This window comes from Nostoc sp. KVJ20, assembly GCF_001712795.1.
Taxonomy (GTDB): Bacteria; Cyanobacteriota; Cyanobacteriia; order Cyanobacteriales; family Nostocaceae; genus Nostoc.
In genome coordinates this window covers 1-21,598 of the sequence record NZ_KV757652.1, presented here as the reverse complement: position 1 = coordinate 21,598, position 21,598 = coordinate 1, and the positions used below count along the sequence as shown (strand labels likewise).

The window sequence follows — 21,598 nt, the reverse complement described above, 5'->3', positions numbered from 1 at the left end:
TTTTTTAGCACGTTCAGGTGTCAGCTATCTAATTCTCCGATGCAATCTTAATAACTAACTTCAAGGGTATTGGGCATGGGGCATGGGTAATAAGAAGAAAGTAACAATCACCAATTCCCAATAGACATATCCGCGAATTAACCTTTAAGCCTTATAAATCAGAGGGTTAAAACGTAATTTACGGATAAGTTTAATCCACAATGCCCGATACCCAATACCCAATACCCAATGCCCAATCCCCAATGCCCAATCCCCAATAACTACGGCAATTCTACCGAAGTTGGTTTAGCGATATGTGGCAGACCCCAACCTAATTTTTCTCGCAAAATTCGGAAAAACTCAGGTGGTTGCAGGCGAATAAATCTGGCACTATATTGCGATCGCTCCATATATACTCGATCTTCTGGTAGGATATAACACCCCCCATTGCCATCTACTACCATCACCAGTCGAGGAATATTGACTGGGTAGATGTTGACCGAATCGGTATCCGGAAATACCAATGCTCTCGAAGCTAGAGAATGGGGACAAATGGGTACCAGCTGTAAAACAGGTACGCCAGGAGTCACGACTGGGCCACCAGCACTCAATGAGTAAGCTGTAGAACCAGTAGGTGTAGAAACAATCACACCATCCGCCGCAATATCTACTGGCGCATGACGCCCTATGGCAATTTCAAAATGGCACATAGAGGTCAAGGGTTCCCGATGCAGTACCATTTCATTTAAGCAGAGAGCTTCCCATAGCACTGAATCTCCCCGAAACACTTTGACGGTGAGCATAGCTCGTTCTTCAATTTCATACTCACCCGCCATCGCCTGTTCTAGTGCTTGGGGTAATTGATTCAGGAAAGTTTCTGTTAAAAATCCCATGTGGCCGGTATTCACTGTTAGCAGTGGAATACCACAGGGGGCTACTTGACGAGACGCTGCTAAAACAGTGCCGTCTCCCCCTAACACCACTGCAAACTCCATATCTGAGTCAAAACCAGGGGGTGTCAGACCGTCAATGGGGGTGTGGCATACAGAACTCTCAGGTGTAGAGTAGCCCAGTATTCCACCGATACTCGATGTGATACATACATTCCAACCGGCTGCGGTTAGCTTGTCTTTCAACTCGATAGCGACACGGCCCGCTATCGGTTTAACGTCATTGTAGATAATGCCTGCTTTCGGCACACTCAAATATCCAAGTTTAGGCGATGCTCTGTATTATTTGACACTCCCCAGACTAAAAGCATAGGGATTCTTGGTTCATTGATACACCTTTAAACTGCCTAGCCTTTCGGCATTACTTAAACCAAAAACCCATTCAATTGAACCAAGTTTCGAGCCTAACTTAGACAGCCCCAGAGGGCTTATCTCCCCAAGCTTTAGAGGATTTCTCCCCCTGTTCCCGTGTGCCCCACGGTACGCTTAATTAACAAGTTTTTGACTTTTCTGGTATGGGTGCGCCTTGGCTACCCCAGCTATGTTTATCGTGGTTTTCGCCGCCCACTAACCATTATTATTTTCTAGCCAGTCGTATTGGGGTTGGTTATCCATTTGTGCTAGCGGTTATTCTACCTGTGATATTGTTTTAGTATACCAATCACCGGAAACTTTCAAGACAAATTTAGAGAATTAAAGCCGTCCTAGAAGGACGGGGCTTTTACCTAAATTTTCGGTAATCCTTACACATTTTTGGTCATTTAGTCATTAATCTAGAGTTTAGAGTTTTACGACTAAATGTCTATTTTGCAATGATTATTGGCTATTGGCTTTTGAAGACTGTTTAAAAGGAGTTTTTTTAGGTTTCTGCTTTTTATTTTTATTTTTCTGGTAGTCTACCTCTTTGAGCTTCTTCATAATTCGGCTGAAGTACTCTTGTAGATAGCTTTCTAGGGTTGTGGTTTGTTGTGGATCTAAACCAAAGACTGTATAGACTTCATCCATTGAAGCATTTAACTGTTTACCACTAGCCAATACTTCAGTAAACGCTAGCCTGTCTGCTACGTTCCATCCCCACTGAAAGAACCGCATTAAGCCCCGCACAGCACGCAGTAAGTTTATTGGCATCCGCGTTACTCTGGCATCTTTGCCAGATAAGCGTTCGCACAAGTTGATGATTTCTTCTGCACTCCATGCACGAGTACCGACTACAGGAAAAGCCTGGTTTTCTGTTTCTGGTACACTCAATGCTCGGATAGCAAACTTAGCAATGTCCTGAGTGTCCATATAGGCGATGGGAGAAGAATTACCTGTTACCCAAACTGGCTGTGCTTCTAAAATGGGAATCCCGTATTGACCGATTAACCCTTGCATAAACCCAGCTAGCCGCAAGATAGTGTAATTTAAACCTGACTCAGCGAGGAAGAGTTCTGTACACCGCTTAATTTCCATTAGCGGCACTTCTGGGTATTTATCAGCATCTAAAATCGAAAAGAAGACAAAACGCTCTACACCCGCTGCTTTTGCTGCTTGAATCAATGCTACTTTGCCGTCCCAATCCACTTGTTTAATACTCAGTGAATCTGTAGGACGGGATGTTGACGCATCAATAACTTGGGTTACGCCAACTAAAGCTTCCGCTAGGGTATCGGGGTAACGCAAATTTCCGGGTACGAGTTCTGCACCCCATTCTTTGAGAAAAGCTGCTTTTTTACTGCTGCGAACAAGACAGCGTACTTTATATCCCTCATCGATTGCCCGACGAGCCACTTGTCTTCCTAAGGTGCCAGTGGCACCGACGATTAATAATGTCATGAGGGGTGTAATAAATTTTAATGTTTTATGAAAAGAATGTTATCAGAATAACCTATGCAAACAAAACTTTACATCTTTTCTCAGAAAATCAATTGATTTGGATAGACTCATGAGAAAATAGCTGTCCGGTTAATGGACAAGCTTTTTTCTCATTTTGATGAAAAAGGGAATGGGGAGTGGGGAATAGGGAATGGAGAATGGGGAGTGGGGAGAATAAAATAACTCCTAACTCCTAACTCCTAACTCAGCACTAATTATTCTTCTCCGCCCTGAATTTTCAGTAACAATGCGCCTAGTGCCCAGCCTACGAAGATTAAACTGAAAGACAATAGAGCTGCATTTAAAATTTCGCCGCCCATTGGTGTGATTCTCCTTATGCAAAGTGGTGTGTAAACTAGGTCTAACAGAAGCTCTTGAATTGTTACTCTAGGATTAGACCTGTGTAAATAATTTTAAACTAGTTTAGCAAGTAATCCCTACTGGTTTGGGGGGCAATCCCTACTGTGGAGTGGTGGAAATAGGGAAATGTGAGAAAACTTGATGATAATTATTATGAATAAATTTTATGTATCAAAATAATCAAGGTAATTTAATAAATTTTGCTAAAGAGAATCGTCCGCGCTTGGCGTTGACGTTGGGAGATCCTGCGGGAATTGGGCCAGAAGTGATTTTGAAAGCTTTAGCAGATACGGAAATTAGTAAAAAATATGACGTTACAGTGGTTGGTAACGGGGATTTGCTGGTACAGACTTATCGCAAACTGAATTTAACAGAGAATTTAACACCTTTGGCAAATCCAGATGAGTTGTCAATCAGCGATGTCCAGTTGGATGGGGAAATAAAAGGTGAAATTATCTCAGGAATAGGTAATGCGGCGAGTGGTGCGGCTAGTTTTGCCTATATGGAATACGCGATCGCACAAACACTCGCTGGTAAATTTGATGGTATTGTCACGGGGCCGATCGCTAAATCTGCTTGGAAAGCCGCAGGGTATAATTATCCAGGGCAAACGGAACTTTTAGCGCAAAAATCAGGTGTTGACCGCTTTGGGATGTTATTTGTGGCGCGATCGCCCCATACTGGTTGGATACTCCGCACTTTGTTAGCTACCACACATATTCCCTTAAGTCAAGTAGCTGATACATTGACACCGCAGTTGTTAACACAGAAGCTAGATTTGCTGGTGGAGTGTTTAGAGAAAGATTTTGGGATAGAAAATGGGAGAATTGCGATCGCAGGTTTAAATCCCCACAGTGGCGAACAGGGACAACTTGGGCATGAAGAACAGGATTGGCTAATTCCCTGGTTGGAGCAAGAGCGGCAAAATCGTCCACAATTGCAGCTAGATGGGCCGATACCGCCAGATACGATGTGGGTTAAACCTGGTCAAGCTTGGTATGGAAATTCTTTAGTACAAAATCCGGCTGATGCCTACCTGGCACTTTACCACGATCAAGGCTTAATTCCTGTGAAGCTGATGGCATTTGATCGGGCAGTTAATACTTCTATAGGTCTTCCTTTCGTTCGGACTTCACCGGATCATGGAACAGCGTTTGATATTGCGGGTAAGGGAATTGCTGATGCTACGAGTATGAAAGCAGCGATACATTTAGCGACTGAGTTGGTTAGTCAAAGATTTGCGGTAAGTTGTGGTTAAAAGTTATTTGTTGCAATATTTACTGGGAGTAATGCTTACTTGAATTTTCAAATTATCGGAGACATCACCAATATTGAAATAATTGCTGTTGGTAACTCCATTCGTGAACTCGAACGCTTGCGTAAAACTTATGCTTCAGGACGGTGGCGGAAACTTAAAGGCTTTGCAACCATTAGCTTAGACGACGGAAGTATTTATGAAGCTGAGTTACACTGGTATGAAGCCCACGGAATTGGTAAGAAAGAAATCAAAATAAAACGCTTTCTATAGGAGTCGTTATGCAGTCAGCGAACACACAAACTCAATATGTTGTTTGCATTAGCAACAAAGATTATCCTGCTTCTTTAGAAATTCGGAAAATTTACCAGACTGTTCCTGATTCTGATGCTGTTAAGCACCGAATGATTAGAGTTATTGATGAATCAGGTGAAGACTATTTATATCCTAGCAATTATTTTGTATTGATTGAATTACCAAAAGCGCTTGCAGAAGCTTTGTCTCTGGCTAGTTAAATATTGATTAACTCTGGTTTAACTTGGTCAAAAATAACTTTACCGCGTTGGGAAAATTCCTCTTGTTGAGCTTTCCATTGAGATTTTATTCTGACCACTGAATATCAGCGAATATTCTTCCCCGATCAACTGTGCGAATAGGCTTTGGATCAGTCATTGTTATTTTTCCCCTTTTATTTTTAGATTTTATAACTCGATCATCGAAGCTATTCTTACATCGCTGATGTCACTCTATATTAAATCTTTGCAACTTGCGCTCCCATCGGAAAAACAAACTTTCCCCATCCACCTCATCCATCTCTTCACTTTCATCTAGAAGGTCTTGGTTTTTCTCCTCTAATTCGCGCATATATTGCCTGAGTATACCCCCAACAGCGATCGCTCTAGTTTTATGCAGTTGACGGGTTAACTCTAAAAACCATTCTCTATCACCCACCAAATCTGACTCTTTCACCTGATAATTAGGAATTTCTGGAAAGTTAGCATCTGAGGCTTGAGCAGACACGAAATTACCAAATCAGTTTGTATCAACGTTCCAACTTAACGCAATTGATAGGGTCAAGCCTCAGTAAAAGTATTTAGGTAAACACTAAAACTAATACTGACTCAGATGAGTCATTCCTTGTTAGTAAGTCCTCCTGAAATCGGGAAATTTAGGAATCAGTAATCTCATCGGGCGCTTCAAACTTATAACCATAACCCCGCACAGTTTTAATAAACTCCGGTACGCTGGTATCGACTTCCATCTTCTTACGCAACTGACCAATATGCACATCAACTACCCGTCCATCTCCTATGTAGTCGCAACCCCAAATTTTTTGGATTAGCTGTGGGCGACTCCAAGCTTGATTAGGATGACTTGCTAAAAAATGTAAGATATTAAATTCCAGGGCTGTTAAGGCGAGAGGTTTATCGTTAAGTGTTACCTCTCGACCCTCTGGATTAATTGCTAACTGCTTGAAAACAATCCGTTGTGTTGGGGAGGGGTTGATGTAGCGTATCCGTCTTAAAAGAGCTTCTACTCTCACTTCAACTTCTGCAAGACTAAATGGTTTAGTCATAAAATCATCAGCACCGGCGCTTAAGATTCTAATTTTATCAGCCTCGTCAGTTCTACTAGTCAGTATCAGCACTAAAACATTAGTACGACTCTGCATTTCTTGGCAAAGGTTATAACCAGTAACATCCGGCAAATTCCAATCCAGAATTACTAAAGCTGGATTAAATTGCTCAAACAACGATAAGGCAGTCTTACCATCTGCTGCGGACTCTATTTGATATTTCCGACTTAAAAAACGATAGACGAGATTTCGCACACCGAAATCGTCATCGACGATCAGAATTTTAGGAGTAGTAGTGGGAACTGTAACCATAATGCTGCCTATTATTGATTGGGCGATTCGCTGTTGCGTCAGTTTTGCTTTACGTGTTTCTGTTGAGAGTGTATTCACGCGCGTCTCTGCTGAGTACGATCGCTACTGTAGTACTTGTGTACAATTAATTTTCCATGAAGTTTATAAAAACTTCAGCCATCGTAATGCTTATAAAATGTATAAGTCTTGTATGATTTTTGTATAATTTTGAATTTGTATTGTATATTTTTAAACTTTCATACTTAAAATAAGTGTCCTTGAAGACAATCTCCATAACCGCAAATAGTCCAAAGAAACACTAAACACCACTGCAATTGCTATAACTTTGGAAGAGCAACTGCATTCTCTGATGAATTAGATATCTATAAAAGGCTCACAAACGAAGCCATAAGCCAATCTAGATTCTAAACTCCTATTTAACCCAACCGTATTTTAGCCAACGACTATGTCTTCTTGAAGCTGACTTTTCACGTTATGTGGAAAAGGTAACGATTAACCTAACCCCCTAACCCCCTTCCCGATGCGGGAAGGGGGAAATTCAAAGTCTCTCTCCTTAAAGGAAGAGAGAAATAGAAGTGAGGTTTTCCAGATACCGTGAAAAGTCAGTTCTTGAAGAAGGTCTACGAAAATCTACCCTGGTGCATTTACATGTAGTTACCCTCTTAAGCATATACTATACTACAAGTTTCAGCCTGAGACTATGATAAGCCAAGGACTGAGAGCATCACCAGAAGGTATAAGGGCAGCAAAAACAGCTTTAACAGACAAAACTTGGAGTCAGCATAAATTAGCAACAGCTTTAGGAATTACACGTCAACCAGTTTCCAAATTTTTTGCAGGTGAGTCGGTTTCTCGCTCTTGTTTTGTCCAAATTTGCCAACAGCTAGGATTATCTTGGCAAAAAGTAGCTGGCTTACCTGAAGATGTAGCATTTGATGCAACTCCTAAAGCGCAATTCCAAGGTGCTGACCTCGATACATTGGTGCGGGAAGTGTGTCAAAAGCGCCAAGACAAAATTGAAGACCAGTGCAATACCATGCAAATGTTGGATATTTCCCAGACAGTCCAACTGATGGATATTTACACCAATATTAATGTCTTAGAGAAGATAACTAGCCTGGAATGGCGAGAAGTTTCTGACCTGTTAAAAGACTTCAAATCTGAATCGAACTTTAATCAACTTGGAGGATATAAGCGTCAGAGACGATTACCAGGCTTAGAGGCGGTATTACAACACTCAAAACTAATAGTGCTCGGTAAACCAGGATCAGGTAAAACCACATTTTTACAATATCTCGCAATTGAGTGTAACAAAGGCAAGTTTCAGCCAAACCGCATCGCAACTTTTATTAGGGTGAAAGAATTTGCTGAAGATGCTAAAAGTGACAGCCAATTCAATATATTGAACTACATCAGTGAAGAATTTCTGAGTTGCGGTATTGAAAAAGAATCAACTAAAATTCTGCTGAGTGAGGGCAAACTACTGATTTTGCTAGATGGATTAGATGAAGTACCAGTAGAAAAGGCAGATAAAGTCACAGTAGAAATTCGTAGATTTACCCAGAGTTTTTACAAAAATAAGTTTGTTATTAGCAGTCGGATTGCTGCCCATAAATATAGATTTCAGGGATTTACTGAAGTTGAGGTAGCAGACTTTGACCAAGAGCAAGTAGAAGTTTTTGTCAAAAATTGGTTTGTTGCAGTTGCTCTTAATTCTAGGGAAGATGGGGAAGCCATAGGAAATTTATTTATTAATCAGCTACATCTACCAGAAAATCAGCATATCCGAGAATTAGCGGTCACTCCAATACTGTTGCATTGGATTTGCCTAGTTTTTCAAGTAAGAGATGGATTTTCCTTAAACCCAGCCAAGTTATATGAGCAAGCGCTGAACATTTTGCTGGTCAGATGGGATGAAATTAGAGGTATTAAACGCGATCGCATTGGTTGTAATTTGACTCCATTAAGTAAAAAAAAGCTCCTTTGTAAACTTGCATCTATAACTTTTGAGCAAGAAAATTACTTTTTTGAAAAGGAAAAAATTCTCCAACTTATTGCTAACTGTCTTGATACATTAGAAGGAACTCAATTGCAGTTAGATCGAGAAGCAGTTTTGAAGGCAATTGAAGTACAAAATGGGTTATTAGTGCAAAGGGCACAAGAAATTTACTCTTTTTCTCATTTGACGCTCCAAAAATATTTTACAGCTAGAAAAGTTGTTGAGATTTCCCAAGTCGAAGCTTGGAACAATCTGGTTAGTCACATGACCGAAAAACGCTGGCAAGAAGTATTTTTACTAGCTGTTAGTATGTTGTCTAATTCTGATGAAATACTACAGATAATGAAACAAAAAATTGATTTATTAATGGCTAGCGACGAGAGATTACAATATTTTTTAACCTGGCTGCGTCAAAAATCTAGTTCAATCTCTACTAACTACAAAGCAGCAGCCGTTCGTGCTTTTTACCTCGTTTGCGTTGAACAAAGCTCTTGCAATAGACCTCGCACCTTTGTTTATACTTCTGGTTATGATCTTGAGTACGCACTTGTTGGTAACATAGCTTTTGACCCTGAGCTTGCTCTTGATGAATTTCTGTTTAGTACTGTTGCCTGTGTTGACGAACTTAATTTTGCTTTTGAGCATAGTCTTAACGATGTCCTTGATCATGTTCATGCCTTTGCCATTGCCTTTGATGAAGCTATTAATCTTGTTGTTGATATTAAATTGAAGCAAGTGCTGCAAAAACTTAAAAAACAACTGCCACCTATAGACAGCAATCTAGATAAATTTAGGGATTGGTGGCAAGCTAAGGGTAAAATCTGGGGTGAACAATTAAGAAATATACTGATTAAATATCGCAATATTGGTTATTACTGGCAGTTCAACGAACAGCAAAAAGAATTACTTCAGCAATATTACGATGTCAATAAGTTGCTGGTAGATTGTCTCAATAGCGCCGCTTATGTAAGTCCAAGAGTACGGCAGGAAATTGAGGAGACATTATTATTAGCGATCGCTGATATTGAAAAGGTACGAAATTCCTATATTAATAGCTGATTTTTTACTTTTTAATCGAACAGAATTCAGGAGTCAGAATTCAGGAGTCAGGAGTCAGAATTCAGCAATATTTTCTGTATGACTGGCGGTGCTTCGTAGCGTTAGCGAGTCTTCTCCCAATGGGAGACGCCAAAGGCGAACGAGCGTCGCGTCTTTATTCTGAGTACTGAATTCTGACTTCTGAATTCTTCTTCAATAATATTTTTTATGATTTTTTTAAGAACTTAGTAAAATTAAAATTGTCTCAATTACTACAACATGAGAAACAGAAAATTTAACTCTATTTAATTATATTAATAGAAAATCTGGTATTCCCATAGTCTTAAATGGTTGTATTTGCAATTGATTAATTGGCAGAAATTATTGAAATTACCCAGTCTGTCTGAGGAGAGATTTCGAGGATATTCATACCAGCGAAAGAGCAATTAAATACATTGAGTTCGTTAAATTGCTATTAACATCGTCAGCAAGGAGCAGTTATGGTTAATAATTTAGTAGGTGGCATTATTCCCCCACAGCAGCCAATAGAAGCACAATCTGATGCTCATGTCTTGAAGTCTCGCTTGGAATGGGGCGAACCAGCTTTTACAATCCTGGATGTGCGCGATCGCAACACCTTCAACCAAGGTCATATTATGGGAGCGATGCCCATGCCAGTAGATGAATTGGTAGAACGTGCAATACCTTCTTTGGATAAAAGCCGTGACATTTACGTTTACGGTGCGAATGAAGAAGAAACTGCTCAAGCCGCACAACAACTGCGTTCTAATGGATTTGAGCACGTCTCCCAACTCAGAGGTGGTCTTGGCGGATGGAAGGCGATCGGTGGGCCAACAGAAGGCATTATTGAATCAAAAACTCCCCCAGGGGCAGATGACTACAATGTTGTAGCTCGGCTACAAAATCACCAAGAAAATCTGCAAAAGGGAGGTACTAGCGCCACGGAAGCCATTAAGAAGGGAGCTAGTAACCTTAAAGAAGGCATTCAAGAAGGAGCTAGTAACTTGAAAGAAGGCATTCAAGAGGGAGCTAGTAACTTGAAGGAAGGTATTCAAGAGGGAACCAGTAACCTCAAAGAAGGTGTTAGTGAATCTAAAACTCCTAGAGACACTAATGATTCCAACGTTGGATCTTAGGTAAAAAGCACCTGAGTAAGTAGGTGTGAATAATTAAAGTTTTGTAGTAAGGACTTTAGTGCTTAGAAAATAAAATAAGGACTAAAGTCCTTACTACGAGCTTACTTACCTATCAATTGAAACTTGACAGTTCAGTAGTCTATAGCGACGAGCAGTCACAATTTCTTGTCCCTACTCCTCATTATCTATTTCATCAGTGTTCAAACAAATCCTTAAATTGCAACAAATCTAAGGAAACTATAGTTGGTAGAAATTGAAAACATTCTTGAGCAATTTCCCAACGTTCTTCTCGTTTGAGCATTTCTATTAGCTTCTGCTGCACACTAAGTAAGTAGCGCACATCATTGGCAGCATAACTTAGTTGAGCTTCAGATAAACTAGCGGCGTTACCCCAATCAGAACTTTGAGAGCTTTTATCCAGTTCCACTTGTTCTAATTCTTGCACCACATCTTTAAGTCCGTGGCGATTTGTATAAGTACGGGCTAACTTACTGGCAATTTTGGTGCAAAAAACAGGTTTAACCTGAATCCGCAGATTGGCTCGCAAAGTGGCAAGGTCAAAACGAGCAAAGTGAAATACTTTTACGACATTCGCCGCTTCTAAGAGTTTTTTTAAGTTTGGAGCGTCTGCTTGTCCTTTGGCTATGCGGATTGCAGTCACTTTCCCCTCAAGGTTGCACAGTTGGACGAGACACAAGCGATCGCGCAACGGCAATAATCCCATCGTTTCTGTATCAACTGCGATCGCCGTCGATTCTAAATACTGTTCAAGGGCTGCGTCGCTAAGGTCGCGATCGCTCACCTGAAAATCTGATAATGTCATGTATTGTCCAAAAATAATAGCAGTGTCCAACAGACAAAAGTATTGTCAGACAATACATTATTATTGTGCAAACAAATTAAAAATTAAATCTACTTAGCCCGAAAGAAAAGTTGTGTAAGGTAGACTTCGCCTTGATTATTAGTAGCAACGCCAATTCCAGTAAGGTTGTAATTTCCTTTCAGATTTTTTAGGTGTCCGGGGCTATTGATCCAGCCAGTAACAGCTTCCTCTACGGGGTTGCTATATCCCCGATTGAAAGCAACATTTTCCGCTGCACTGTTGTAGCGAAGAGTGATAGCTTTGACTCGTCCTTCAAAGCCTTGATGGCTAAATGGGGTTTTACCTTTAGCCATATTTTGACTATGAATTCTTGCCTGTCGAGTGATACTAGCATTTAGGGTCAACTTTGGCAGTCCTTTAGAAGCCCGATATCGATTAATTTGGTCAAATACTGATTTTTCTAGCTCCGTAGTTTTAAAAGTAGGAGTCGATATTGCAGCCTGACTGGAAAAAAGTGACAACAGCTTATTACGGGTGGATGTATTCGTAGAAGTGTGATTTGGTATCGGAACAGTCGTTAATCCACTAGCAAGGACAAGCGCACTTAAAGCGATGCCAAAAGCAGTTTGTCGGAACATGGAGAATTGCGTAATGTGTAGAGATATAAGACTTATACTCTACCTCATTGTTCCGATGATATATACCACGATACTATTAAGGATTGATGAATTTCGGCAATTTGGCTATTTCCTTTACAAGGAACACAAATAATCATTTCTAATTGTCAATACTTCAATAGGTCAACTTCATGAAAACCATGCTGACTTTTGCTGACAATTTCAGATTTTCATGCATTACTAAAAAAATAATGTAGTATTCAAAAGACAAATGTCATTGAAGCTACATTACTCAATATTTGACAAAAGATTAGCTAACAAGGAAAAACCGAAATTTTGCTACACTTTTGGGATCTATCTTGGTGTCATAAATATTTGTGTGAAGTAAACTTTGCCGGAACTGGTGACAGCAACACCAATCCCCGTCAAGCTATAATTCTGATTTCTGATATTGGCAAGATGCCCTGAACTTTTGAGCCAACCTTGTACAGCTTTCGTAGCAGGATCAGCATATCCCTGGTTGTAAGCGACATTTTCACCAGCTGCTCTGTAAGGAATACCGGTTGCTACAACACGTTGTGAAAATCCTGTATGTCCAAAGCCCACTTTACCATTAGCCATGTTCTGACTGTGAATCCTGGCTTGATTATCGATGGAAGAATTCCGAGTCAGCGCTAGTCGCCCTTGGGAAACTCTGTAGCTATTAATTTGGTTGAAAACTGACTGTTCTATCGCGGCAGTGTCATAGCTCAATGCTGCAATTTTAACAGTATTATTTGATAGTTGCGAAGATAGCGGCGTAAAAGTTTGATTTGTTACAGGAGTAGCGATCGCTCCACTACTAAGAGCAATAGTGCCTAAAGCAACGGCGTAGATTGTTGTTTTAATCATTTGCTGAAAGTAAAGTTCCAGACAATCTAACCAAACTACTGCCAATGTGACAAATTGCTTATAGGTCTATATACTCCTGTTTCTGGCGTTTTTCGTTCAAAAGCTACCAAAAAACGGTTACATTCACGACTTTACGAAAACTTTGTAATGTTCATGAAAAATTCACATCTACCACTAGTAGGATTTTTTCTGTACCAATGGCATAACTTTCTCCACTAAAACCTCTGAGTGCCTAGCTTTGGTTGAGGGTTTCTAACTCTTCCTGTACCACACGCAACACCCGCGCAATATATTCTGCACGCCACTGTTCCCGTTCCTTAGTTACTTTGGCATCCGGCTCGTAAGCTTCAATCTCAGTAGCCGATAAAATACCTTTAACCTCTAGCAACCGTTCAATGGTGTCTAGCCGCTCATGCAGCACCGACACCTCGCCAGTTAAAGCCATGACGATCGCTAACAATTTATCAGTTTGCGGATTTTCTAAGTAAACAGGCCGTTTACCCTTAGCTATTTTTGTCATCCTAATACCAATTCTCCAAAAATCAGACCACACATAGAAAAGAAGGAAACTCAGAGAAAATCTGACTTCCTCAATTACGAATTACGTTAGCGCAGCGTTAGCGACGCAGGAGCGTCATTACGAATTACGAATTCTTACTTAGTTGCAGCAACTACAAACCAAGTGCCTTGGCTGCCTGAGTTACTTACTTTTGCCTTCCATGCCCCATTAGGGACAAATTTCTCAAATACCTTATCTGCTGTAAAACCAGCCTCAGTAGCTAGCGACACCAAATCCAAATCGCGTACAGCACTCCAGAAGGGTTCGTTGTTGTTAGCGGTTTCCCAATCATAAATAAACTGTGTATAAATATCCATGTGACGATATAGGGGTGCTTCCACATGGATCATCATGCCGCCAGGAGCCAGTAGACGATAAGATTCTTGCATAACTTTACGCACAGATGGCGGGGGAATTTCATGCAGCAAAATGTGAGAAACCACTAAGTCAAATGATTCATCCGGAAAGTTAGTATGTTCGGCATTTTGTTGAGAGAAATGTACCCGTTTTCCCAAGGATTCGGCTCTTGCATGAGCGTAACGCAACATAGATGCGCCTACATCTATGGCGTGGACTTCTGCATCTGGGAAACCATCTATGTATGGTAATGTGCTATTGCCAACAGAACATCCCATATCGAGAATTTTTCGGGGTCGAAAGTCAGGATACTCTGCTAGGAGGTAGTTTTGGACTATCGATAGCCCCATATCATCGTTGAGCGGCCCCAACCAACCTAGACCATAAACGTAAGCGCCGCGATCGTAGGTTGCGCCGGCTGCGACATCATCATCAGTGAATTCACTGTGATATCCTCCGGGCATACAGTGAATGTCTACAGCTTTTTGATGAGTAGGTATTTGAAAATTTGGGTCGAGGGTTAAAGTACCGAGTTCATTACCCTTGTCCTTGGAACGCTCGATTAACTCTGGTAGCTGTCTGTCAACATTGGCATTTACAGCATCCCATAACATTTCCTGGCTGATGCGCTTAAGGGCACTAGTCCAGCGATAGTAGGGTTCGTGCTGCATTGCTTCCCGAATTTCATAACGATTCTGGGGAGGACGCTGATGTTCTTGTTCAAACTTCGGTTTGCCTAGTTTTTCATAAACTACCTTATTACCAGGAGATATATTCCTGAAAATATGCATTTTCATACTTTGGACAAAGTTTTGGCGTGCCAACTCGTCGTGAGTAGGTTGCGGTAGCATCGCGTGTTGGAATTGTTGATCCATCATTGCTTCCTCCCAAGAATTGTAAGTATATTTATGCAGGATTTAATAACTTGGCTACTGTTTGTACATCCTTATCACCACGTCCAGAGCAGTTAATTACAATCCGAGGACTGTCGGTTAATTGGGGACAAAGGGTTTCGAGGTAGGCGATCGCATGGGCTGTTTCCAATGCCGGGATAATTCCCTCCAATTTCGATAATCGCTGAAATGCCGCCAAAGCCTCTGCATCCGTCACACTATAGTATTCAGCGCGACCAGTATCCTTTAAATAGCTATGTTCTGGGCCCACACCGGGATAATCTAAACCTGCACTAATTGAGTGTGCCTCAATGATTTGCCCATCTTCATCTTGCAGCAGGTAGCTCATTGCTCCGTGCAATACACCAACTCGTCCTTTTGTCAAGGTTGCGGCGTGTTTTTCGGTATTGACACCTTCCCCGGCTGCCTCAACCCCAATGAACCGTATAGAAGACTCATTCATAAACTCGTAGAATAGTCCCATAGCATTGGAACCACCACCCACACAAGCCAAGAGAATATCAGGCAATACACCCCATTTTTCCATTGCTTGGGCGCGAGTTTCTTGGCCGATGACTGCATGGAAATCACGTACCATCATCGGGTAAGGATGGGGCCCTGCTACCGAACCGAGGATGTAGTGAGTGGTTTCCACATTTGTCACCCAATCGCGGATTGCTTCAGAAGTTGCATCTTTTAGGGTTCCAGTTCCCGCTTCCACCGGGCGTACTTCTGCTCCCATCAGCCGCATTCTGAAGACATTTAAAGATTGGCGTTCCATATCATGAACGCCCATGTAAATTACACATTCCAGCCCAAAACGAGCGCAAACTGTAGCTGTAGCAACTCCGTGTTGTCCAGCGCCCGTTTCGGCAATAATCCTTTGCTTACCCATGCGTTTCGCCAACAATACCTGACCAAGGGCATTATTGATTTTGTGAGCGCCAGTATGATTTAAATCTTCGCGTTTTAAGTAAATTTGCGGCCCAGTGCGATCGGGTCGGGCATAATGAGCAGTCAAGCGTTCAGCAAAATACAATGGTGTTGCACGTCCCACATAGTCTCGTAATAACTGCTGTAGTTCTGCTTGAAAACCAGGGTCATTGCGGTATTGCTCATAAGCTGTTTCTAATTCAGCAAGGGCAGGCATGAGCGTTTCAGGTACATACTTACCGCCAAAGCGCCCAAAGCGACCTAGCATGTCGGGAACTTGAGCAGTTGAACTTGGAGATAGGGGAGTGGTAGTCACAGGCTGTTTTTGATGACGGGAATGACTTAATTATTATAGAAAGTCTGGGGTATATCTGGGGACTGGGGATTGGGGATTGGGGACTGGGGACTGGGGAAGAAGCAGGGGGAGAAGAACCAATGCCCAATGCCCAATGCCCAATGCCCAATGCCCAATGCCCCATACCCCATACCCCATGCCCAATCCCTTGCAATGGATTTGTGATGTTAGCCTAGAAATTGATATCCCAGCAGAATGGTTGCGTAGAAGTTTCCACTGCCTTTGAAATTTTTCTTAACATTCATTTTATGTCTTCTTCCAATCCCAAATCTTCCGACAAAGGCTTTGTCTACCGCGAATTTGGCAACGATAACTCCGCGGCCACAGAAAGACCAATTCCAGAACTACCCCCACAACAACAAAATCTGAAAGTACAAGCTTCCCGCAAAGGACGCAAAGGGAAAACCGTCACAGTAATTAGTGGTTTTCAAGTCAAACCAGAAACTTTGGCAGATTTGGTGAAGCAGTTGAAAACCCAGTGCGGCACAGGTGGGACAGTTAAAGATAACGAAATTGAAATTCAGGGCGAACACAAGCAGAAAATTTTCGATATTTTGACCAAGCTAGGTTACAAAGCCAAAATCAGCGGTGGCTAATGTTAAGTACGGTTTACCGCATCTAAATCATGACCTAGATTAACAGAGAGAATGTTATCTTTGAGAGGTACAAACATGCTTGAAAAGTGATGAATAACTTCACCAACAAGCTGTCTTTTGTGAGATTAATAGGAGGTTTAAATGGATTTAGTTCGGATTTTGTGTGCCATTTTCGTGCCGCCTTTGGGAGTTTTTTTACAAGTAGGCTTTGGCGTAGACTTTTGGATTAATATACTTTTGACGCTTTTTGGTTACATTCCTGGAATTATTCATGCAGTGTGGATAATTGCTAAGAAATAATTCTTTGCAGGGTAGGTTGGAGGCTCTGCATCCAGTGATAAATTGAGTCAGGGCCTCAATGAGTACATTTCCATACAGAGGATGGAAAGAAGGAAAATAAATTACCTGCTTTGTATTTGTAAGTTTTATTAAACAAAAATCTATAATAATCTCAAGCGTATTGTTTCAGGTTTTATCTGGCGGTAAATACCGAATTAGCTCTCATTTTTTAACATAGCATAAAGTCTAAACTCCAAAAGCAAGGGGCAGATGTGTAATTGCCATTGCACAGTTGAGACATTCAAATCTTTGATCAACCCAGTGCTTATATCTAGTACCCAACCATGCACCATAGGCGCTTTTCGCTCATGGAGTACCTGACGCATGATAGAAGTTTGGTAAAGATTTTTCACTTGCGCCACAACATTTATTTCCGCCAAACGATTGAGACGTTCTTCTCTTGTTGGCAAGGTATCAATTTCTTCTTGTTTCTGTAAATACAGTTCCCGAATCGGATTTACCCAGTTATCAAGGATTCCGATGGTTCTACCTTCTAAAGCCGCCTTAATTCCTCCGCAATCGTAGTGACCACAAACGATAATGTGTTCTACATTAAGATGTAAAACTGCGTATTCTAAAACGGCTAAAAAGTTTATATCCGTTAGAGAAACTTGATTGGCAATATTACGATGTACAAATAATTCTCCTGGTTCTGTACGGGTAAATCTTGTTAATGCCAGACGACTATCAGAACACCCAATGTATAGAAAAGGTGGTGTTTGTCCATTAGATAATTCTTCAAAGTAAGTTGGATCTATAGCTAGTTTTTCGGCAACCCAAGCCTGATTATTTCTGAGTAGTTCGTTAATGCTGTTATATTTCATCTTTCGTTAAATTCGAGAGAGAATCTCATCAATATTTTAACTGATCTACAATTTCTTCTAAATCAAGATGAATTTTTCCAGAGCTAAAATCTTCTAAGGATGATATTTTTTCTACAGCACTAAGATAATTATTGTATAAATTTTCAAAGGCTAAGTTAGTAGTTAGAGAAACAATAACTATGTATAAATTGAGTGAACTAGCTCAATAAAGTAAAATCTATATCAACTAAACTTTAAGCGTTAAGACTGCCGATTTCAAATACTAATTTAGTATTTATATATATTTTTACAAAGTAGAGAAATTTCTGTAAATAGAGTCTATATAGAGGATTTTAAATCACACCCCAAACCGTGCCTTTGGGTCAAGTAAATTTGGTGGAAATTTTGAGTACTTACCCCTTCAATATACAGAGACATTTTCTGATAATGGTAATATAACTTAACGAAAGATGCCAAATTTGAAGTTGAGATATTAAGTTATCAGCTTCAATCGGGGGCAACGACTTTGCTATCGTTATGGTGGTTAATCGACCAACGGTGATCAATAGTTACAGAGGAAAACTCGCAAATTTCTTCTAGTCGCTTTTGCTGCACAGCAGCTTTACGGAGAGTAATAATTAGCTGATTCACCTGATGCCTTAAATCTGGATTATCATTGACTGCTAACATAGTTTGTCTTTCTAAAAGTTGAAGTATAAGTTCGTAGTGAATAGGCGAAGGTAGAGGAATTTGCTCCATGAAGTTAAATTTTGATTTCATATTTGGGATTTTGTATTAATGAGAGTTTGTCTCTTATTAATGAATTGTTACATAATAAATAACTAGTTGCTTATGGCTTGGATTTGATTAGCAATGAAGATTTGACAAAGATATTGATGATACTTGATGGCAAAGTGCTGCGTGTCTACGCATAGTGTGCCCAATTGCTGAACTATTGTGTACAGTTAGTTGCCCTGCGCCCCTTATTTAGCGCAGGAGAGGTGTAATTTTTCAGAAATTCCTCGGTAATATACGGGCGATCGCAGCGCCGGGATCTGGTTGTTTTACCAAAGATTCTCCAATGAGTACAGCAGATGCACCTGCTGTAAGCACCAAACTCAAATCTTCTGGGTTGTGTAGTCCTGATTCGCTGACAACAAGGATGTTTTTCTCTTGCAATTGGCTACCTCTTGCAGCCAAAAGTTGGCAAGTGGTTTGCAGGTCAACAGAGAAATCTTCCAAATTGCGATTATTGATTCCTATCAAGGAAACCCCATCTAAGGCTAACACACGGTCAAGTTCTGCCAAACTATGGACTTCAATCAAGGCTGCCATTTTTAGATTGTTAGCAATTTTGAGGAAGTATTTCAAATCTTGATCGCTGAGAATAGCTGCAATCAACAAAATGGCATCTGCACCCTGAACTCGCGCCAAGTATATCTGGTAAGCATAAACGATAAATTCTTTGCACAGTATGGGCAAATCTACGGCTGCCCGAACCTTTGCTAAGTTATCAAAACTACCTTGAAAGAACTTGACATCCGTTAGCACAGAAAGACAACTAGCACCACCTTGCTGATAAGATTGGGCGATCGCAACTGGGTCAAAATCTTCTCGTAAAACGCCTTTGCTAGGTGAAGCTTTTTTGACTTCGGCAATCAATGCTGGATTAGTCTTACCTTGGCGCAAGGCGGCGACAAAATCACGGGTTGGCGGCGCAGTAAGTACTTGCTTCAGCAATTGCTGCAAAGGAACCTTTTCCCGCATTTGGTCATACTCTACTTCTTTCTGCCAGACAATTTCCTCCAAAATGTGCTTTGGCGCGGCATCAGGCACGACAGCCTGATAACGCAATATAGATACATCAATAGCTGGGTTAGGTGAACGGCGGCGAATTTGCATAATTAGTCATTAGTCATTAGTCATTGGTCATTGGTCATTGATCATTAGTCAGTGGTCATTTGTCCTTGTTTATTAGCAAAGGACAAATGACAAAGGACAAATGACTAAATGGCTCGTTTATAAGCTTCGTCCAGGACTTCTGAGAGTGTCGGGTGGGCGTGAACTAGATGTGCGAGGCTTTGGACAGTTTGACGGTTTGCGATCGCAGCTGATGCTTCATGAATTAAGTCTGAGGCGTGCAGTCCAAAAATGTGGACTCCTAAGACTTCTCCGGTATCTTTGCGATATATCACCTTGGCAATACCGTCGGCTTCATTTTCTGCCAACGCTTTGGAATTCCCTTTGAAGTAACTCCGACTTGTGGCAATTTCAAATCCTTCGGTTTGTCCCAACTCCTTAGCTGCGGTTTCTGTTAAGCCCACATAGCTGACTTCTGGGTGGGTAAATGCTGCTGCGGGGATGCTGCGATAGTCTACTATTCTTTCCCTCCCAACTATATTTTCTACCGCAATGATGCCTTGAGCAGAAGCCGCGTGTGCTAACATCATCTTCCCATTCGCGTCGCCAATTGCCCACAGATGCGGCACTACTTCGCCAGATGATAGAACGGCCATGCGATCGTCAACGGGGATAAAGTTCCGCCGATCAACTTCTACACCCACAGACTCTAAACCTAGATTTTTGGTCGCTGGGATGCGTCCCGTAGCCACCAAGCAAGCATCTACTTCGATGACATCTACATCTTCTTTGGTTTTGAAATCTGCTAACTCAATTACCACAGGTGAACCAGGAGTGACTTTTTTGGCGTATATCCCCACTTTCGTTTCAATATCGCGAGGAGTAATCAGCACCCGTTCAGCAAGTTTGGCAATATCGCGGTCAAATCCTGGCATTAACTGATCTAGGGCTTCAATCAAGGTGATTTCACAACCCAAAGCTGAGTAAATATCAGAAAATTCTAAGCCGATGTAACCACTACCAATAATCGCCACCCAATCTGGTAACGACTCTAACTTGACACCTTGATCGCTGGTAAAGACGGTTTTGCCGTCTACTTCAATTCCTGGAGGCACAAAAGGAATTGAACCGGGGGAAAGAATGATGTCTTTGGCTGTGATGGTTTTTTCACCACCGTCTCCGGTGACAGAGACTTTTTGTGCCCCAGCAATTTTTCCCCAACCCCTGATGATATCGACTCCTAGACGTTTGAGGCTGTTGGTTAAGTCGCCTTGAATTTTCGAGACGAGATTACCAGCATGGTTAGCGATCGCTTGGCGATCAAATTCCACGCTTCCAACTTGAATTCCCAACGACTTGAGGTGGTGGGCATCACGTAACTCCCGCACACGTCCAGATGCCGCCAGCAACGCTTTAGAAGGAATACAGCCCCGATTAACACAGGTTCCTCCCATATCAGCAGCTTCAATAATCGCTGTTTTCAGACCGCAACTCACGGCGTGTAAGGCTGCGCCATGTCCGCCTACACCAGCGCCGATAATTACTAAATCGTAATCAAATTCTTGACTCACGTTAGTTTCCCCGTGTGCTTCGCCTATTTATTCTCAACTTGACCGACAATCAGCGCAACCCCTTTAACAGTTATCAGTTATCAAGGAAGGCAGGAGGCAGAGGGCAGGAGGCAGGAGGTAGAAACTCTTTATATCTGATTTTGAGTCCTGCATTTTGTACCTTACTTATTTGCAAACTGCTGTATCAGTCAACACTGGAAACTGGTAACTGATTTAGATCCCCTACCATACGCCTGAATAACTATTTACTGATTTAACGTTCGGGTTTTGCTGACTTAGATTATGATTCAATCACTTCTGGCGAAAAGATGGATGTTTTCAGTAATTATAGTCAAATCTAGATACTTATTTTTTTAGACTCCAAAGGGACTGGGGACTGGGGACTAGGAAATAATATTCAAAATACGGCGTTGCTGAATCAAGGGATGATTCTTGTAGGGTGGGCGACACGAGTGCCCTGAAATACAAGGGACGGGCAAGATGCCACTGGTGTCAATTTAACGCGAAACCGCACGTCCGCC

General features: G+C 41.4%; 22 protein-coding genes and 1 pseudogene. 8 read left to right on the top strand and 15 right to left on the bottom strand.

From position 1 onward, the window contains the following. Positions 1-260: 260 nt before the first annotated feature. From A4S05_RS23225 to A4S05_RS23215, 3 genes are all read right to left on the bottom strand, one after another. Positions 261-1,178: an NAD(+) kinase gene (locus A4S05_RS23225; protein WP_069072153.1), complete on the bottom strand. Its 918-nt coding sequence runs from the start codon at positions 1,176-1,178 to the stop codon at positions 261-263. A 567-nt stretch (positions 1,179-1,745) separates the two neighbouring features. Next, positions 1,746-2,744: an SDR family oxidoreductase gene (locus A4S05_RS23220; RefSeq protein WP_069072152.1), complete on the bottom strand. Its 999-nt coding sequence runs from the start codon at positions 2,742-2,744 to the stop codon at positions 1,746-1,748. A 254-nt stretch (positions 2,745-2,998) separates the two neighbouring features. Further along, positions 2,999-3,103 carry a cytochrome b6-f complex subunit PetM gene (locus A4S05_RS23215; RefSeq protein WP_069072151.1) on the bottom strand — a complete coding sequence of 35 codons (105 nt, stop codon included), beginning with the start codon at positions 3,101-3,103 and terminating at the stop codon, positions 2,999-3,001. 206 nt (positions 3,104-3,309) lie between these two features. Between A4S05_RS23215 and pdxA the strand changes: the two genes are divergently transcribed. Genes pdxA through A4S05_RS23200 form a run of 3 tightly spaced genes read left to right on the top strand, consistent with a single transcriptional unit; the run spans position 3,310 to position 4,913 of the window. Further along, positions 3,310-4,401, top strand: coding sequence for a 4-hydroxythreonine-4-phosphate dehydrogenase PdxA (pdxA, locus tag A4S05_RS23210; protein WP_069072150.1), 1,092 nt, complete (start codon positions 3,310-3,312; stop codon positions 4,399-4,401). Between the two features lie 39 nt (positions 4,402-4,440). Beyond that, entirely contained in the window at positions 4,441-4,671 is a 231-nt protein-coding gene (locus A4S05_RS23205; RefSeq protein WP_069072149.1) for a hypothetical protein, read from the top strand. A gap of 8 nt (positions 4,672-4,679) precedes the next feature. Further along, the gene (locus A4S05_RS23200; protein ID WP_069072148.1) at positions 4,680-4,913 is read left to right on the top strand and encodes a hypothetical protein; all 234 of its coding nucleotides are present in this window, start codon (positions 4,680-4,682) and stop codon (positions 4,911-4,913) included. 226 nt (positions 4,914-5,139) lie between these two features. On the opposite strand, the gene A4S05_RS23195 is transcribed toward A4S05_RS23200, so the two are convergent. After that, positions 5,140-5,418: a protein rep gene (locus tag A4S05_RS23195; protein ID WP_069072147.1), complete on the bottom strand. Its 279-nt coding sequence runs from the start codon at positions 5,416-5,418 to the stop codon at positions 5,140-5,142. A 148-nt stretch (positions 5,419-5,566) separates the two neighbouring features. After that, positions 5,567-6,286, bottom strand: a complete 720-nt coding sequence (locus tag A4S05_RS23190) for a response regulator transcription factor (RefSeq protein WP_069072196.1) — start codon at positions 6,284-6,286, stop codon at positions 5,567-5,569. A gap of 700 nt (positions 6,287-6,986) precedes the next feature. Between A4S05_RS23190 and A4S05_RS23185 the strand changes: the two genes are divergently transcribed. Beyond that, complete coding sequence (locus A4S05_RS23185) at positions 6,987-9,344, top strand: NACHT domain-containing protein (protein ID WP_069072146.1); 2,358 nt, start codon at positions 6,987-6,989, stop codon at positions 9,342-9,344. A 479-nt stretch (positions 9,345-9,823) separates the two neighbouring features. Further along, a pseudogene (locus tag A4S05_RS23180) lies at positions 9,824-10,270 on the top strand (rhodanese-like domain-containing protein); the annotation flags it as partial. A gap of 403 nt (positions 10,271-10,673) precedes the next feature. Here the strand turns inward: A4S05_RS23180 and A4S05_RS23175 are convergent. From A4S05_RS23175 to trpB, 6 genes are all read right to left on the bottom strand, one after another. Continuing rightward, positions 10,674-11,303: a ribonuclease H-like domain-containing protein gene (locus A4S05_RS23175; RefSeq protein WP_069072145.1), complete on the bottom strand. Its 630-nt coding sequence runs from the start codon at positions 11,301-11,303 to the stop codon at positions 10,674-10,676. A gap of 89 nt (positions 11,304-11,392) precedes the next feature. Then, on the bottom strand, positions 11,393-11,941 hold the full coding sequence (locus tag A4S05_RS23170) for a CAP domain-containing protein (RefSeq protein ID WP_069072144.1): 549 nt from the start codon (positions 11,939-11,941) through the stop codon (positions 11,393-11,395). Positions 11,942-12,274: 333 nt separating this feature from the next. Next, positions 12,275-12,811 carry a CAP domain-containing protein gene (locus A4S05_RS23165; RefSeq protein WP_069072195.1) on the bottom strand — a complete coding sequence of 179 codons (537 nt, stop codon included), beginning with the start codon at positions 12,809-12,811 and terminating at the stop codon, positions 12,275-12,277. A gap of 232 nt (positions 12,812-13,043) precedes the next feature. Further along, a complete protein-coding gene (locus tag A4S05_RS23160) occupies positions 13,044-13,331 on the bottom strand; it encodes a hypothetical protein (RefSeq protein ID WP_069072143.1) in 288 nt (95 codons plus the stop codon). A gap of 134 nt (positions 13,332-13,465) precedes the next feature. Next, the gene (locus tag A4S05_RS23155) at positions 13,466-14,605 is read right to left on the bottom strand and encodes a class I SAM-dependent methyltransferase (RefSeq protein WP_084227228.1); all 1,140 of its coding nucleotides are present in this window, start codon (positions 14,603-14,605) and stop codon (positions 13,466-13,468) included. A gap of 28 nt (positions 14,606-14,633) precedes the next feature. Next, on the bottom strand, positions 14,634-15,869 hold the full coding sequence (gene trpB / locus A4S05_RS23150) for a tryptophan synthase subunit beta (RefSeq protein ID WP_069072141.1): 1,236 nt from the start codon (positions 15,867-15,869) through the stop codon (positions 14,634-14,636). A 133-nt stretch (positions 15,870-16,002) separates the two neighbouring features. Between trpB and A4S05_RS43520 the strand changes: the two genes are divergently transcribed. The 3 genes from A4S05_RS43520 to A4S05_RS23140 all read left to right on the top strand — a co-directional run bounded on the left by A4S05_RS43520 (position 16,003) and on the right by A4S05_RS23140 (position 16,804). Beyond that, positions 16,003-16,134, top strand: coding sequence for a hypothetical protein (locus tag A4S05_RS43520; protein WP_256091102.1), 132 nt, complete (start codon positions 16,003-16,005; stop codon positions 16,132-16,134). Positions 16,135-16,156: 22 nt separating this feature from the next. Further along, positions 16,157-16,504 (top strand): translation initiation factor, encoded by a 348-nt coding sequence (locus A4S05_RS23145; RefSeq protein ID WP_069072140.1) that lies wholly within the window; start codon positions 16,157-16,159, stop codon positions 16,502-16,504. Between the two features lie 141 nt (positions 16,505-16,645). Next, positions 16,646-16,804: a YqaE/Pmp3 family membrane protein gene (locus A4S05_RS23140; RefSeq protein WP_069072139.1), complete on the top strand. Its 159-nt coding sequence runs from the start codon at positions 16,646-16,648 to the stop codon at positions 16,802-16,804. 194 nt (positions 16,805-16,998) lie between these two features. Here A4S05_RS23140 and A4S05_RS23135 read toward each other — a convergent pair whose 3' ends face one another. The 4 genes from A4S05_RS23135 to lpdA form a co-directional block, all read right to left on the bottom strand. Then, positions 16,999-17,667: a carbonic anhydrase gene (locus A4S05_RS23135; protein ID WP_069072138.1), complete on the bottom strand. Its 669-nt coding sequence runs from the start codon at positions 17,665-17,667 to the stop codon at positions 16,999-17,001. A gap of 486 nt (positions 17,668-18,153) precedes the next feature. After that, entirely contained in the window at positions 18,154-18,405 is a 252-nt protein-coding gene (locus tag A4S05_RS23130) for a DUF5340 domain-containing protein (protein WP_069072137.1), read from the bottom strand. A 252-nt stretch (positions 18,406-18,657) separates the two neighbouring features. Continuing rightward, positions 18,658-19,548, bottom strand: a complete 891-nt coding sequence (gene trpC / locus A4S05_RS23125; protein ID WP_069072136.1) for an indole-3-glycerol phosphate synthase TrpC — start codon at positions 19,546-19,548, stop codon at positions 18,658-18,660. A 104-nt stretch (positions 19,549-19,652) separates the two neighbouring features. Then, complete coding sequence (gene lpdA / locus A4S05_RS23120; protein WP_069072135.1) at positions 19,653-21,077, bottom strand: dihydrolipoyl dehydrogenase; 1,425 nt, start codon at positions 21,075-21,077, stop codon at positions 19,653-19,655. Positions 21,078-21,598: the final 521 nt, after the last annotated feature.

Excerpts from the sequence above, each read along its gene's own strand:
- A4S05_RS23220 (WP_069072152.1), bottom strand. The coding sequence starts at position 2,744 with ATGACATTATTAATCGTCGGTGCCACTGGCACCTTAGGAAGACAAGTG.
- A4S05_RS23215 (WP_069072151.1), bottom strand. The coding sequence starts at position 3,103 with ATGGGCGGCGAAATTTTAAATGCAGCTCTATTGTCTTTCAGTTTAATC.
- pdxA (WP_069072150.1), top strand. The coding sequence starts at position 3,310 with ATGTATCAAAATAATCAAGGTAATTTAATAAATTTTGCTAAAGAGAAT.
- A4S05_RS23200 (WP_069072148.1), top strand. The coding sequence starts at position 4,680 with ATGCAGTCAGCGAACACACAAACTCAATATGTTGTTTGCATTAGCAAC.
- A4S05_RS23190 (WP_069072196.1), bottom strand. The coding sequence starts at position 6,286 with ATGGTTACAGTTCCCACTACTACTCCTAAAATTCTGATCGTCGATGAC.
- A4S05_RS23185 (WP_069072146.1), top strand. The coding sequence starts at position 6,987 with ATGATAAGCCAAGGACTGAGAGCATCACCAGAAGGTATAAGGGCAGCA.
- A4S05_RS23175 (WP_069072145.1), bottom strand. The coding sequence starts at position 11,303 with ATGACATTATCAGATTTTCAGGTGAGCGATCGCGACCTTAGCGACGCA.
- A4S05_RS23170 (WP_069072144.1), bottom strand. The coding sequence starts at position 11,941 with ATGTTCCGACAAACTGCTTTTGGCATCGCTTTAAGTGCGCTTGTCCTT.
- A4S05_RS23165 (WP_069072195.1), bottom strand. The coding sequence starts at position 12,811 with ATGATTAAAACAACAATCTACGCCGTTGCTTTAGGCACTATTGCTCTT.
- A4S05_RS23160 (WP_069072143.1), bottom strand. The coding sequence starts at position 13,331 with ATGACAAAAATAGCTAAGGGTAAACGGCCTGTTTACTTAGAAAATCCG.
- A4S05_RS23155 (WP_084227228.1), bottom strand. The coding sequence starts at position 14,605 with ATGATGGATCAACAATTCCAACACGCGATGCTACCGCAACCTACTCAC.
- A4S05_RS43520 (WP_256091102.1), top strand. The coding sequence starts at position 16,003 with ATGCCCAATGCCCAATGCCCAATGCCCCATACCCCATACCCCATGCCC.
- A4S05_RS23145 (WP_069072140.1), top strand. The coding sequence starts at position 16,157 with ATGTCTTCTTCCAATCCCAAATCTTCCGACAAAGGCTTTGTCTACCGC.
- A4S05_RS23140 (WP_069072139.1), top strand. The coding sequence starts at position 16,646 with ATGGATTTAGTTCGGATTTTGTGTGCCATTTTCGTGCCGCCTTTGGGA.
- A4S05_RS23135 (WP_069072138.1), bottom strand. The coding sequence starts at position 17,667 with ATGAAATATAACAGCATTAACGAACTACTCAGAAATAATCAGGCTTGG.
- A4S05_RS23130 (WP_069072137.1), bottom strand. The coding sequence starts at position 18,405 with ATGGAGCAAATTCCTCTACCTTCGCCTATTCACTACGAACTTATACTT.
- trpC (WP_069072136.1), bottom strand. The coding sequence starts at position 19,548 with ATGCAAATTCGCCGCCGTTCACCTAACCCAGCTATTGATGTATCTATA.